Origin of the sequence: Streptomyces sp. NPDC058198 (genome assembly GCF_042882605.1) — a bacterium.
Taxonomy (GTDB): Bacteria; Actinomycetota; Actinomycetes; order Streptomycetales; family Streptomycetaceae; genus Streptomyces.
Window position 1 is genome coordinate 296,351 of record NZ_JBHVVP010000007.1, and the last position, 13,771, is coordinate 310,121.

Sequence of the window (13,771 nt, forward strand, 5' to 3'; positions counted from 1 at the left end):
GGCTTCTGCCGGAGGGCGGCACACCTGTGTTCGGTTCCGGTCGCGCCCGGCCTAAGGGCTGTCCCGTAATCCGTGGGGGATCAGCGCACGGCGTCAGATGCGGTGCATCGCAAGGCGGAGGGACGTCCGCATACCGGATGTATTCGGGCGTTCCGACAACGCAGCGAGGTGCCGTAGCTGTCGTCGTGCGCCCGCCACGGATTACGGGACAGCCCTTAGGGCCGTCGGTCAGCGCTGCGGTACGGGGAAGGACACCGGGCTGCGATGACCGGCCCGGTTCACCGCGCGGACGCCGAAGAAGACGTTGTCCTTGGACAGGTCCACGGTGTGGCTCGTCGCACCGGCGGCCTTGATCACGTGGGTCCACTCCGGCGCGGTCGTCTCGCGCCACACCACCTCGTGCCCGGCCAGATCGGATTCCGTACCGGGTTCCCACACCAGCTCGGTGGAGTTGGTCAGCGAGCTGGTGACGATCTTCACCCCACGCGGAGCCGCCGGGGCCTGGGCAAGGGTCCACAGAGCCGCGCCATTGACCCGGGCCACGCGGGCGATGTACCCGAAGTCGCAGAACTCGGGCAGGTCACCGTACTGCTGACCGTCCTCCACCCGTACGTCCTGGTGCTGGTGTGCGAAGTCTTCGGTCGGCTCGGTGAAGCGGGCCGCGGTATAGCCGCGTTCGAGGAAGGGGATGTGGTCGCCGCCACGCAGATAGCGGTCGCGGCGGTAGATCACGCGGACGTTCATGCCGGTGGCGTCGTTGTTCGCGACGTCGCGGACGAAGCGCGCGAGCTGGCGGGTCGGCGAGTCGTTCTCGCCGCCGACGGAGCGGCGGGTGTCGGCCTGTTGCGGTGTCTCGGAGGTGGGGACGCCCTCGGCGAAGAGGCGCACGGTGTACGGGTCGCGGGTACCGTCGTCGGCCCTGGGACTGCCGACGATGTCGTTGGTGAACATGCCGTGGACGTCCGAGCCCGCGGCCTTGAACTGCTCCGCCATATGGGTGGACCCGTACAGCCCCTGTTCCTCGCCGGCGACGGCGGCGAAGACGATGGTCGCGGCCGGGCGTCGCCTCGCCATCACGCGCGCCAGCTCCATCGCCACCGCGACCCCGGAGGCGTCGTCGTCGGCGCCGGGCGCGTCGCTGACCGCGTCCATGACGTCGGTGGCACGCGAGTCGTAGTGGCCGGAGACGACATAGACGCGGTCGGGGTCGACCGACCCGCGGAGGGTCGCGACGATGTTGGTGATCCGGGTCGCCACCGGGATCCGCGAGGCGGGCTCCTGTACGTACGACTGGAGTTCGACGGTCATCCGGCCGCCGGAGGCCGCGGCGTAGCGCTTCAGCTCCGCGTATATCCAGTCGCGCGCGGCGCCGATACCGCGGTCGGGGTCGTCCTGGGTGGACAGGGTGTGCCGGGTTCCGAACGCGGCGAGCCGGCGCACGGTCGCCTCGATCCGGTCACGGTCGACCTCTTTGAGCAGTTCCCGCAGCTCCCGGCCGGGGGACTGGGCGGTGGCCGGGCGGTCTGCGGTGTCCCGCCCGGTGGACGCGGCCGCGGGCGCCGCGGAGGCCGCCTGAGCCACCGACGGCACGCCGACCACTGCGGTCGCGACCGTGGCCGACAGTACGGTCCTTCGGGGCATCCCTGTCGGGTCCTGGGGCATGGCGAGTCCCTTCCACGGCTGCGTCAGTGACATGGCGCTCCATGGTCATGGACAGGCCAACAACAGCACAAGGTCGCCGGACCGGCCTCGCCCGCCGTTATTCGACCGGCGCGCGGCCGAAGCGGCGCTCAACGCCTTCCCGCACTACGGTGCCGAGGTGCCGGGCGGCAGGTGCACTTCATTCACCTACGCGGCAAGCGCCCAACGCGCCGCTCACTGATCCGCGTGTTTCAGTTGAGGACCGGCCTGCCGGAGTGAACCAAGCCGTCGTCAGCGGAGCCCGCAGCGGACGGGGCGGTCGACGCACTGAACGCCCGGCGCCCATGCCGACAAGTTGCCCAGTGGCCCGGGTGCTGATTTGGTCGTTCAAGACCGCCGAGGCGAAGGGACGTGCTCCTCATGTCGGAAGGTCCGCCACAGAACTCCGCCACGCCTCACCCGCCACCCACGCCGGGCGACATCGGCCGCCGGGCCGCTGTCCGCCGCGAGCAGCTCGGGCTCACGCGCGCGGAGGTGGCCGAGCGCGCGGGCTCGGCGCCCGGCTACATCCAGTACGTGGAGGAGAAGCCCGCCGTTCCCGGCATCGGGTTCCTGCTGCGTCTGGCCGACGCGCTGCAGACGACGGTCGAGGAACTGACCGGCGGAACGGTCGACCTGCCACCCGGAATCGGCGAGGCCGCCTATCACCCCGAGCTGGTCGCGCTCGACGAGGACGAGTGCCGCGCCCTGCTGGGTACGCACGGCGTGGGCAGGGTGGGCGTGACCACAGCCGAGGGGCCTGCCATCGTGCCGGTCAATTACTTGATCGTCCACGGCGATGTGGCGTTCAGAACGGCCCCCGAAGCGCTCCCGGCCGAAGCGGCGGGCCACGAGGTCGCTTTCGAGGTGGACCACATCGACGAAGCGCTGAGCCAAGGGTGGAGCGTGCTGATCGTCGGCGGCGCGCGAAAGGTCACCGACCGCCATTCCGTACGCGCACTGGACGAGATGGCTTACACCGCGCCTTGGGCCGGCGGAACCCGCCCCCTGTGGATCGCCATCACGCTCGCCCGTGTCACAGGCCGCCGGATCAACGTCCGGCAAACGCATGTCCCGCCCGAGACCGGGCAGCCCGCACGGGACTGACCGCGGCAAGGCGAGGCGGCCCGCCGCGCCGTGCCTCCAGCGCGATGGAGGCCGGGACAGCCAGGAACACCGATGAGTAGGTGCCCACCACGATTCCGATGAGCAGCGCCAGCGCGAAGTCCCGCAGCGAGTCTCCGCCCAGAATCGCCAGGGCTGTCAGGATGAAGAGGGCGCCCGTCCCGGTGTTGACCGTGCGGGGAACGGTCTGCAGCACCGCGGCCGTGGCCACCTGCGGGAACGGCGTGCGGCGGGCCTTCGCCCACAGTAGCCGGCTGGTCAGGGAACAGGACGGGACACGGCCCGCCCCGGAGGTCCCCGGACCCCGGGAAGCGCGTACGGTACGGCGGGCTCTGCCGCCTCCCGCGTGCGTACGGTGCGCGGCACTACGGCAGGCGCCCACGGCAGGCGAGGGCCGGCGGGAAGGACGCCGTGGGCGGGGTGGCCCACGCCATGCGCGCGCCACCCCGCCGAAGGACCGGCGACCCGGGGCGGGTCGGCGAGGCGCTCGCGGGACTCGGCCGATGTCCGTCGGGGGCGACGCGTGTCCGCGTCTCCCCGTACCTGCCTCGTTCGTTGGACAAGGCCGCCCAGGTCCTGTCCCTGCTCGGCGGACGGTGCCGGCGCGGACCGTGAGCGGCCGGCGGTGAGCCTGTGAGGACCGCCGACTGCACGGAGCACACCGCCGCCACGGTGGCGAAGAGCGCGAGGATGACGACGATCCACCGTGGCACGTCGCCCTCCGCACGCTTCCGCGTCACGTCGTCCCGCTGTGCGTGCGGGGCCACGGGGCGCTGCCCGGATGACGGAGTACGGACAGCAGGGCCGAGGCGGCTCCCCGCACCACCGCGGTGGACGGCGCGGGGGAGGCACGTACGGGTGTACGGAGGCGCGCTGCCAGCTGACCTCTGAGGTCGCCTCGCACAGCGCCGCCGCCGACCAGCAGAGGGCCCCGGCGCAGCGCGCCGGTCATGGCACCGTCCTTGTCGCGCCGGAGCATGTCCTCGACCATGCCGACGGCCGCTTCCACCAGTGTGGAAGGGGAACCGGGCGCCATGGGGCCGATATCACGCAGACCGATTTCCGCCTGCCGCGCGTCCGTCACACTGCCGCATGCGAGGAGGGTCACCTCCAACAGGTCTGCTCCGACATCCACCACCAGCAGGGGACGCTCGTCGTACGCGCCCGCGCCGGCCCCCGCCGCTGTCCCTGCCGCGGCTCGCGCACTGTCGATGACGACGACCGCTGACGGTCGCAGGACCGACAACGCCTCGGTCACTGCGGCACGGTGGTCAGGACCGGCGAGAACCGGCCGGGACAGCACGACCACGGGGCGTGGACAGCTGAGCCGCGTGCCCGACGGGAGGAACTGTCGCAACATGTCCGCACAGGCGGCGGGGTCGACGACGCGTCCCCGCCGCACGGGACGGACGACCTCGCCACCGGCCGACACCGAGCTGGGCAGATCGAGAGGAGTCTTCCAACCCGGGGCCCAGATACGGGTCCGGGAACTGCCGAGGTCGATGGCGAGTCCACGGCGGACCTCGGTGGTCTTGGCACCAACTGCCGTACAGATGTTCATGGTTCTTTGACTTCCGCAGAAGGGTCAGGGCAGCCCGGTGCGGCCTTCGCCGCGAAGTAGGTTCAGGCCGGCAGTCCCTGGCAGCCGACGCAGAAACGTGCGTACGGCCTGATTTCCAGCCGTTCCACGGGGATGTCCTTCTCGCAGCGTTCGCATGTCCCGAAGACTCCGTCCTCCAGGCGCTGAGCGGCCTGGTCGATCTCAGTGAGCAACTCTTGGGCCGAGGCGGTCCGGGTGGCCAGTAGTGTGCTTTCGCTCCACTGGTCGCCCCGCTCGGCATCGGCCAACTGTGCTTGAAGGGCTTCGCGTTCCCGCGCCAGCCATTGGCGGGCCTGCTGCACGGAGAGTTCGTGGGGAGGGTGTTCGGGGTGCGGGCTGTCCATGATCATGGCAAGGATTTCCTCTGGGTCAGGGATGTCTGAGGTGAAAGGCCCCCGTAGGGGCGGGGTGAAGCACGGTCTGCGTCGGGCTGTGTGAGCCAAGGACGACGAGGCGGACCCTCAGCTGAAGCGAGGGCCGCCCGGCGGCGGTGACCCGCCGAATCTCCGATACAGAGGCAGACTCATGGAATCACTATGGGATATCCCGGTCAGGAAAGCCAGTGGGCTACGAACTCCAGGGCGCGTGCCGGTGTCGTCCTGGCTCGGAAATCATCGCGCGCTGCTCGACGGGTCATGACGATGACGCCCCGACAGGGACGGCCGGGCTGGGGAGATCAGCTTCCCACCCGGCGTGCGCCGGGCGCTGTTTCTGGCGCCAACGCGCCACGCCCACACCTGACACTGACTCGTCCGAGTGAGGAATCCGCCTCCGTCTAGCTTTCGCCTCGGCGGACGTGTCATAAGGATGTAACACCCAAAAAGGGAAAGAGGGAACTGTGTACACACTTCGCATCAAGCGTCGAGTCACCGCAGCGCTCGCCGTATTCATGATCGCTGGTTCCGGGGCCTTGACTGCCACGCCCGCCATCGCGGCCACCACCCCCGACACCGTTGCAGGTACGGTCTCGGCCCCGGCGCCGAGGGCGACCGCGGTGCTTCCCAAGGGCAAGGTCGTCTCGCGGATCACACTGAACATCCGTCAGCGGCCAAGCGCCAACTCCGCAGACCTGGGCGGCATCCAGCCGGGCACGATCATCTCCTTGTCCTGCAAGGTCACGGGCCAGAACGTGGACGGCAACAACCTCTGGTATCTGCTCGGCGGCGGGAGGGTCGGCTACGTCGCCGCCCGGTACGTCAAGAACCTGTCGCCCGTGCCGTACTGCGTGCGCTGACGGTCCCAGGACCGTGAGCAATCGCTGACCGTTGCCGCACGCCGCAACGGCAGCCCGAATGGCGCCGGATCGGTGGTTTGGCCAACCGCCGATTCGGCGCTTCGTTTGTGTATGTCGCAAGCGCGCTCGGCGGAGATCTCGCTCCCCGGGAGATCTCGACGCCGTGGTGACCCGGTCCCGGGCTGGGATGCCTACGGGTTGATTCGTAACGTAGCCAGAACGGTGCAGTTGCCGTTGCTGTCGGTTTCTACACCCCAGTCTTCGGCGAGTTCGGTGACCAGTTCCAGGCCGCGGCCGGATTCCTTGATGTGGTGGACGGGCAGGGGCTGTTGGGGGGTGGAGGTTGTACGTCCCTGGTCGCGGACTTCGATGTGCAGTTGGTCGCCGGCTTTGTGCAGATGGCTGCTGATCCGGGTGCTGCCGGAATGCTCGACCGCGTTGGTCATCAGTTCCGATATGACGAGGAGGGCGGTGTAACGGGTGTCGTCGTCGGTGACGTTCTGAGCGCTCAGCCAAAGCTGGGCGAGATGGCGGGAGATGGGGACGGCTCGCTTCAGCGAGGGTACGGAGAACGATATCGGCTGCCCTGCGGTGCAGTGGGCGATCAGAGCTTGGGGGTGTGTCCCTTCTGGCCATTCATCGAGGTCCTGGGCGGTCAGTACCAGTTCGGTGAGCGGGATCGCGATCAGTGACATGTGGCTTCTCTCCTCGGTGGGGGATGGCGGTGTTCGTCATCCGGGGCTGCCGGCACGGGTGTTGTTGTTATCCGTACCGGTGGCGTTGAGGATTGGGCCATAGCCGACCGCGTTGTTGCAGTGAGCCCGTGCCCGTGCCCGTCGCGAGGACCGTGACGACTGGGCCGGTGCTGAATGTCCGCGTTCTTTTATGAGGGTTCACAATGCCTCCCGTATCCATGCGTTCGCATGGTTCGGGCGAGACGTATTCCTTGGTTTCGAGATGTGGAGGTGGCTGCTGTGGAGGGCCGGGGTGCCGGTCGTGGGGACCGGTGTGTCTCGCTTCTCCTATTCAAGCAGGTGGGTAATTCGGGGGGAAGGCGTGAAGTGTTTTTATAGGGAGCGGAATGCGCGAATAGGTTGCGATGTGTGTTCATCGCAAGAATACGGTTGTGGGCTGCGCTGAGCCATTTCCCTTTAGGGGGCCGGTATTCGGCGTCGGAATCATGGCATGGCGACGAAGATTGTATATCACATCACGAGGCGTGAGAGCGACGACGACCCTTTTCGGGCTTGGATGTAGTGCGACGTGAAGGGCAGACGGTCGGGCCTGTGGTTGGTGGGGGTCTGCAATTTCATTTCTCTGGTGTGGGCGGCGCTTGAGTGGTGTGTTGGGTGAGGTGGGTGGCGAGGGCGGTGAGGGTGGGGTGTTGGTAGATGTAGTTGGTGGGGAGGGTGATGTGGAGGTCGTTTTGGATGTGGTTGCGGAGTTCGAGGGCGAGGAGGGAGTCGAACCCGAGGGTGGTGAGGGGGGTTTGGGGGTCGAGGGCGGTGGTGTTGAGGTGAAGGATGGTGGTGATCTGTTGGTTGAGGTAGTTCTCGAGGTTGGTTTGTTTGCTGGGGTCGGGTCCGGCGGGTGCGGGGCTGGGGGTGGGGCCGGCGCTGGTGGGCGCGGGTGAGGGTTCGGGGCTGGGGCTGGGGCTGGGGCGGGGGTTGGGTTCCGGTCGGGGGCTGGGGGCTGGTGTGGGTGTAGGTGTGGGTGTGGAGTCTGCGGCGAGGTGGGTCATGAGGGGGATGGGGGTGGTGGTGCGGGGGAGCCAGGTGTCGGGTGGGCCTGGGATGACGGCGGTGTTGGTGCGGGCGTGGGTGAGGAGGGTGTGGAGCGCGGTGAGCCCCTGGTGGGTGGAGATGGTCTGGTAGCCGTGCTGGGCGTAATGGGTGGCGGCTCCGGTCTGGCCCCAGGGTCCCCAGTTGACGGCGAGGGTGGGGTGCCCCTGGTGGGTGCGCCAGATGGCGAAGGCGTCGAGCCAGGAGTTGGCCGCGGCGTAGAGGGCTTGTCCGGGGTTGCCGATGAGGGAGGTCATGGAGGAGTAGAGGACGAACCAGTCGAGGGTGTCGTGGCGGGCTGCTCGGTGGAGGTTCCAGGCGCCGTGGGTTTTGGGGTTCCAGACGCTGGTGACGTGGTCTTCCTGGATGTTGGTGAGGGTGGCGTCGTGGAGGTTCATGGCGCTGTGGACGATGCCGCGAAGGGGGTGGCCGTGGGCGGTTGCGGTGGTGACGAGACGTTCGGCGGTCTCGGGTCGGGTGATGTCGCCGAGGATCAGGGTGATGCGGGTTCCGGTCTGGCTGAGTTGTTCGATGGTCTGGGTGGTGGCGGGGGTGGGAGCGGTGCGGGCGTTGAGGACCACGTGGCCGGCGTTGTGTTGGGCGAGCCAGCGTGCGGTGGCGAGGCCGAGGCCGCTGAGGCCGCCGGTGATGATGTAGGAGCCGTTGCCGCGGATGACGGGTGGGCGGGGTTGACGGGCGGTGGTGTGTCCGTGGTCGGGGAGGGTGAGGATGAGCTTGCCGGTGTGGTGGGCGCCGGCCATGAGGCGGAAGGCTCGGGTGGCTTGGTCGAGGGGGTAGGCGGTGTGGGGGAGGGGCTGGAGGCGGCCTTCGGTGATTTCGGTGAGGGTGTCGCGGAGCAGGGTCGTGTAGGTGAGGGGGTGGTGTTGTTGGAGTTCGATGAGGTTGATGGTGGCGAGGGTGATGTTGTGGAGCAGGGGGGCCAGGCCGAGGGGGGTGTCGGCGTGGGTGTCGCGGACGCCGAGTTCGATGAAGCGGCCGAAGGGGCGGAGGGTTTTGAGTCCGGCGCGGATGGCGGGTCCGGGGAGTGAGTTGAGGACGACGTCGACGCCTTGGCCGTCGGTGGCGGTGAGGGTTTGTTCGGTGAAGTCGAGGGTGCGGGAGTCCATCACGTGGCGGATGCCGAGGTCGCGGAGGTATTGGCGCTTCTTGTCAGAGCCGGCAGTGGCGAGGACCTCGGCGCCGAGGCGGCGGGCGACGGCGATGGCGGCGAGGCCGGTGCCTCCGCTGGCGGAGTGGATGAGGATGCGTTCGCCCGGGCTGAGGCGGGCGATGTGGTGGAGGGCGTACCAGGCGGTGAGGTAGGCGGTGGGCAGTCCTGCGGCGGTGGTGGGGCTGAGTCCCGGGGGGATGGGGGCGACGGTGTGGGCGGGGAGGGTGGTGAAGGAGGCGAAGGCGCCGCCTTCGAGATGAGCGGCGAGGACAGGGTCGCCGATGTGTAGGTGGTCGACGCCGGGGCCGGTCCTGGTGACGACTCCCGCGCACTCGAAGCCGATCGGCCCGCAGACATCCCGGTCCTGGCCCCGAGCCTGATCCAGGTCCAGGTCCAGGTCCAGGTCCAGGTCCAGGTTGAGGTCTTGGTTTTGGCTTTGGCTTTGGTTGTGGGGGAGCAGGCCCATGACGGTGAGTACGTCGCGGAAGTTGATGCCGGCGGCTTGGACGCGTACTTCTACTTCGCCGGGTCCTGGTGTCCGTCGTGGGGCGGTGGTGAGTTCCAGGCTGGAGAGATCGCCGGGGCGTGCCGCGTGGAGGCGGAAGCCGTCTTCGGCATAGTGCACGGTGCGGGAGATGTCCGAGGGGCGTTCGGAGTCCTGTACGGGGCGGTAGTCGAGCCGGGCGACATGCCGTGCGGAGCCGCGCAGGGCGACTTCGTCCTCGCTGCCGCCGGCGAGCAACTCCCCGACCAGATTCACCAGAACCGGATCCTCCTCGGCTGAGCGGGCCTCTCCGGCCAGCGCCTCCCCGGCTGGGTCCTTCGCGCCCTGGTTGTCCGGGGCGATGTCTAGGAGCGTGGCCCGCATGTCCGGGTGTTCGAGTGCGAGTACGCGTACTACTCCGCGTAGGGCGCCTTGTCCGAGGTCGGTTGTTTCGCCTGTCAGTACCGCGCGGGCGTCGCGGGTGACCACGTACAGGCGTGGCGGGTCGGTGTGCCGGGCGAGTGCTTGGGCGATGCCGAGGAGCCGTCGGGTCCGCAGCAGTGCGTCCACGGTGGGATCGTCCGCGGGGCCGTCTGCTGCTGTCGGGTGGTTTGTCGGTGTGTTGGGGGTGGGAGTTCGGCAGAGCATGATTACGGCGTGGGGGAGGTGGGGTTGGGTGGTGAGGTGGGCGTTGAGTGTGGTGGTGATGGATTCGAGTGGGTCGTCGTCGAGGGGGGTGTCTTGTACTTCGGTGTGTGCTCCGGTGGTGTGCAGGGCGTCGGCGAGGTGGAGAGCGGTGCTGTCGCCCTCGCCGATGATGAGCCAGTTTCCGGGCGGGGTTGGGTGGGTGGTCGGCGGGCGGGGGGCGGGGTGCCAGTCGATTTCGAGGAGCGATTGGTCGGGTGGGGTGGTGTCTTGTGTGGTGTGTTCTCGGTGTGTGAATTGGGCGCCGTCGAGGGTGAGGACGGGGGCGCCGGTGGGGTCGAGGAGGCGGATGTGTCCGGTGAGGGTGTTGGCGGTGGTTTCGGTGATGCGTGCGTGGCAGTAGGTGGCGGTGGTGGGATCGCCAAGGATGCGCACGGAGTTGATTTTGACGGGGAGGATGAGGCTGTGGCTGGTGTTGTTGATGAGGCGGGCGGTGATGAGTTGGAGGCAGAGGTCGATGAGGACGGGGTGGATTTTGAGGGTGTGTGAGGGGCTGTGGGCGGGGGGCGGGATGTTCACGGTGGCCCAGAAGCTTTCCTGGTTGCGTGAGGTGTGCAGGCCGGTGATGCCGGTGAAGGCCGGGCCGTGCTGGAGTCCTCGGCTGCGCAGGCCGGCGTAGAGGGTGTCGGGGTGGAGGGTGAGGGGGTGTTTGAGGGCGAGGGTGGTGAGGGAGGCGGGGCGGGGCGGGGGTGGGGGCGAGGCGTGGTGGTGGAGTACGGCGGAGGCGTACAGGGTCCATTGGCCGGTGTCGTCGCGTGCGTGGATTTCGCAGGTGGCGCGGTCAGGGGTGGAGAGGGTCGCGGTGGTGGTCAGGCCGGTGTGGGGGGTCAGGTGGAGCATCTGGTGGAAGGTGATGTCGGTGACTTCAATGGTGGCCGGTGTGGTGTCGAACATGTCGCAGGCTGCGCTCAGGGCGACGGCGTAGTAGGCGGCGCCGGGCATGACGGGGCTGTTGTGGACCTGATGGTCGGCCAGCCAGGGCAGGGCTGCGGTCCCGGCCTCCGCGTGCCACAGATGGCGCACGGGATCACCCGGCACTTCGGTATGAACACCAGGCAGCCCGCCACCGGGTGGCCCGTCACCGGCCGGGGTGTCGCTGGGCTGGGTGCCGTCGGCCGCGGTGTCGCCGGGCTGGGTGGGAGTGCTGGCCGTGGCGGGGTGGGCGGTGCCGCTCCAGTGGTGTTGGCGGTCGTAGGTGATGGTGGGCGCGTCGGTGAGGTGTCCGTCCGCGTACAGGGGTGTCCAGTCGATGTGTACGCCGGCGCAGTGGAGGGCGGCGAGTTGGGTGCGCAGGGTGGTGGTTTCGTCTTCTCCGCGGCGCAGGGTGGGCAGGACGAGGTGGGGGCTGGTCCGGGTGGTGTGCGGAGTGAGGGTTTCGGTGAGGGCGCGGGTGATGACGGGGTGGGGGGAGACTTCGACGTAGATCAGGTGGCGGTCGGCGGCGGCCGCGGTGACGGCGGTGGTGAAACGGACAGGGTTACGGAGGTTGGCGCACCAGTAGGCGGCGTCGAAAGCGGGTGGGGTGTCCGGGTTTTCGAGAGCGGTGGAGTAGAAGGGGATGCGGAGGGGCCGGGGGGTGAGGTCGGCGAGGCCGGTGAGGAGTTCGGGTAGGAGGGTGTCTACCTGTGAGCTGTGGGAGGCGACGTCGACGTCGATCGGTGCGGCGAGGATTCCCCGAGCCTGCCAGGCGTCGATGAGCCGGCTGATGTGCGCGGGGTCGCCGGTGATGACGGTGGAGTGGGGCGAGGCGTAGACCGCGATGGTCACGGACGGCGTTGCGGCGATGTCGTTTTCCACGGTGGCGGGAGGCAGGGGCACGCTGGCCATGGCGCCGTTTCCGGCGATCCGGGTCAGGAGTGCGGAGCGCCGGCAGATGACGCGTACTCCGTCTTCGAGGGAGAGGGCTCCGGCGACGACTGCGGCCGCTGCTTCCCCCATGGAATGGCCGATGACCGCGGCCGGCTGGATTCCGTGGGCACGCCAGGTGGCGGCGAGGGCGATCTGGAGGGCGAACAGGGTGGGCTGGACTGTGGCGCAGCCGGTGACCTGTCGGCCGGTACGCACCGTCTGGAGTACGGAGAATCCGCTCTCGGCGGCGATGAGGGCGTCGGCTTCGGCGAGGGCGGCTGCGAAGGCGGGTTCTCGTCGTAGCAGTGTGCGTCCCATGCCGGCCCATTGGGAGCCCTGTCCGGAGAAGACCCATACCGGTTTGCGGGACACGGCGGCGCCCACGGCGCCGGAGGTCACGGCGGGATGCGGGTCTCCGGCTGCGAAGGCTCGCAGCGCCTCGACGGCTTCGCCGCGGGTGGCGGCCACTACCCCCAGGCGTCCGCGTCCGGCGCTGCGGCGGAGGGCCAGGGTGTGGGCGACGTCGCGCAGTGGTACGTCCGCGCCGTCGCCTTCGAGCCAGTCGGCCAGGCGCTGTGCGGCGGCCGGTAGTACGGCGGGGGATCCGGCGGGGACGAGCAGGACATCGGGTGCGGCTGTCGTGGCGCGGCGGGGTGCGGGCAGGATGGGACGGCGTTTGGCGGCGGGGGGCTGTTCCAGTACGACGTGGGCGTTGGTGCCGGAGAATCCGAAGGAGGACACCGCGGCCAGTCTCGTGGTGCCCTCTACAGGCCATGGGGTGAGTTCGGTGGGGACAAAGAGACGGGTGTCCCGTGCGGTGATGGCGGGGTTCCAGCGGGTGAAGTGCAGGTTGGGCGGGATGAGGCCGTGCTGGAGGCACAGGACTGTCTTGATGAGCGCGGTGACGCCGGCGGCGGGTTCGAGGTGACCGAGGTTGGTTTTCACCGATCCCAGGGCGCAGCGTTGCCGGCCGGTGCCGTAGACCTGTGCCAGGCTCGCGAATTCGACGGGGTCGCCGAGCGGGGTTCCGGTTCCGTGCGCCTCGATCAGTCCGACGTCGCGCGGGTCGACTCCGGCGTTGCTGAGTGCGGCGCGGAGGACGGCTTGCTGGGCGGCGGGAGAGGGTGCGGCCAGGCCGTCGGAGCGGCCGTCCTGATTGACGGCGGAGCCGCGCAGGACGGCGAGGACGCGGTCGCCGTCGCGCAGGGCATCGGCGAGGCGTTTGAGGACGACGGCCCCGCAGCCTTCGCCGCGAACGAACCCGTCGGCGGCGGCGTCGAAGGTGTGGCACCGTCCGGTCGGTGAGAGCATGCCCATCCGCGCGAAGGACAGCGTGATCCTGGGCTGGAGCATGAGGGTGACGCCCGCGGCCAGGGCGAGGTCGCACTCGTTGTTCCGCAGCGACTGGCAGGCCAGGTGGACTGCGACCAGGGAGGACGAGCAGGCGGTGTCGAGCGCCAGGCAGGGGCCTTGGAGTCCCAGCAGGTAGGAGATACGGCCGGCGGCGACGCTGTGCCCGTTGGTGAGGATGGAGCCTTCCAGTTCCTGGGGCTGTCCGGCGAGGCTGTCCATGTAGTCGTTGTAGCTGAGACCGGTGAAGACCCCGGTGGAGGAGCCGGCCAGCCGCTCCGGTGGGATTCCGGCGTGTTCCAGTGCTTCCCAGGCCACTTCCAGCAGCAGGCGGTGCTGGGGGTCGAGTACGTCCGCCTCGCGGCCGGAGATGCCGAAGTAGTCGGCGTCGAAGGTGGATACGTTGTTGAGGTATCCACCGCGGCGGGAGGGCGGGGTCGCCCGGTGCGGGGTGTGTTCGGTGTGCTCCGGTGTCCAGAGTTCTTCTCGTCCCGGCGGTGGTTCTCCGACCGCTTCGCGTCCCTCGGTGAGCAGCTGCCATAGGGCGGCGGGGGAGTCGGTGTCGCCGGGAAGCCGGCAGCCCATACCGATGATGGCGATGCGGGTCGCGGTTTTGCCCGAGGCACGTGTGCGTTTGCCCATGGGGTTCTCCTTGTCCGGTCAACACTCGGGGGTGGGGGGTTGACGGGGCCGGGGGTGGTTTATGTGGGGTGGTTGTTGGTGAGGTGGGTGGCGCTTTTGAGTCCTCCGATTTGGTAGTTGAGGGTGAGGGCGTGGTGGAAGGTGAGGGGGC

At 69.0% G+C, this 13,771-nt stretch carries 7 protein-coding genes and 1 pseudogene; 2 read left to right on the top strand and 6 right to left on the bottom strand.

Features of this window, described 5'->3' with window-relative positions; all coding sequences use genetic code 11:
• Positions 1-228 precede the first annotated feature (228 nt).
• Entirely contained in the window at positions 229-1,695 is a 1,467-nt protein-coding gene (locus ACFVWW_RS24105) for a M20/M25/M40 family metallo-hydrolase (protein ID WP_386878973.1), read from the bottom strand.
• A 366-nt stretch (positions 1,696-2,061) separates the two neighbouring features.
• Here ACFVWW_RS24105 and ACFVWW_RS24110 point away from each other — a divergent pair, with 366 nt between their 5' ends.
• Positions 2,062-2,787 carry a helix-turn-helix domain-containing protein gene (locus tag ACFVWW_RS24110; RefSeq protein ID WP_386878972.1) on the top strand — a complete coding sequence of 242 codons (726 nt, stop codon included), beginning with the start codon at positions 2,062-2,064 and terminating at the stop codon, positions 2,785-2,787.
• Here ACFVWW_RS24110 and ACFVWW_RS24115 read toward each other — a convergent pair.
• The 3 genes and pseudogenes from ACFVWW_RS24115 to ACFVWW_RS24125 all read right to left on the bottom strand — a co-directional run.
• A pseudogene (locus tag ACFVWW_RS24115) lies at positions 2,732-3,058 on the bottom strand (protein translocase subunit SecD); the annotation flags it as partial. The gene ACFVWW_RS24110 and the pseudogene ACFVWW_RS24115 overlap by 56 nt on opposite strands.
• A 483-nt stretch (positions 3,059-3,541) precedes the next feature.
• Positions 3,542-4,366: a rod shape-determining protein gene (locus ACFVWW_RS24120; protein WP_386878971.1), complete on the bottom strand. Its 825-nt coding sequence runs from the start codon at positions 4,364-4,366 to the stop codon at positions 3,542-3,544.
• A 62-nt stretch (positions 4,367-4,428) separates the two neighbouring features.
• Positions 4,429-4,755: a TraR/DksA family transcriptional regulator gene (locus ACFVWW_RS24125; RefSeq protein ID WP_386878970.1), complete on the bottom strand. Its 327-nt coding sequence runs from the start codon at positions 4,753-4,755 to the stop codon at positions 4,429-4,431.
• 560 nt (positions 4,756-5,315) lie between these two features.
• Here ACFVWW_RS24125 and ACFVWW_RS24130 point away from each other — a divergent pair.
• Entirely contained in the window at positions 5,316-5,639 is a 324-nt protein-coding gene (locus tag ACFVWW_RS24130) for an SH3 domain-containing protein (RefSeq protein ID WP_386878969.1), read from the top strand.
• A gap of 191 nt (positions 5,640-5,830) precedes the next feature.
• Here the strand turns inward: ACFVWW_RS24130 and ACFVWW_RS24135 are convergent, their stop codons facing one another.
• Both ACFVWW_RS24135 and ACFVWW_RS24140 read right to left on the bottom strand, forming a co-directional pair.
• Positions 5,831-6,334 (bottom strand): ATP-binding protein, encoded by a 504-nt coding sequence (locus ACFVWW_RS24135; RefSeq protein WP_386878968.1) that lies wholly within the window; start codon positions 6,332-6,334, stop codon positions 5,831-5,833.
• 614 nt (positions 6,335-6,948) lie between these two features.
• Positions 6,949-13,620, bottom strand: a complete 6,672-nt coding sequence (locus ACFVWW_RS24140) for an SDR family NAD(P)-dependent oxidoreductase (RefSeq protein WP_386878967.1) — start codon at positions 13,618-13,620, stop codon at positions 6,949-6,951.
• Between the last annotated feature and the right edge of the window lie 151 nt (positions 13,621-13,771).

Coding starts and splice junctions, on each gene's coding strand:
- ACFVWW_RS24140 (WP_386878967.1), bottom strand. CDS start 13,620: ATGGGCAAACGCACACGTGCCTCGGGCAAAACCGCGACCCGCATCGCC.
- ACFVWW_RS24135 (WP_386878968.1), bottom strand. CDS start 6,334: ATGTCACTGATCGCGATCCCGCTCACCGAACTGGTACTGACCGCCCAG.
- ACFVWW_RS24125 (WP_386878970.1), bottom strand. CDS start 4,755: ATGATCATGGACAGCCCGCACCCCGAACACCCTCCCCACGAACTCTCC.
- ACFVWW_RS24120 (WP_386878971.1), bottom strand. CDS start 4,366: ATGAACATCTGTACGGCAGTTGGTGCCAAGACCACCGAGGTCCGCCGT.
- ACFVWW_RS24110 (WP_386878972.1), top strand. CDS start 2,062: ATGTCGGAAGGTCCGCCACAGAACTCCGCCACGCCTCACCCGCCACCC.
- ACFVWW_RS24105 (WP_386878973.1), bottom strand. CDS start 1,695: ATGTCACTGACGCAGCCGTGGAAGGGACTCGCCATGCCCCAGGACCCG.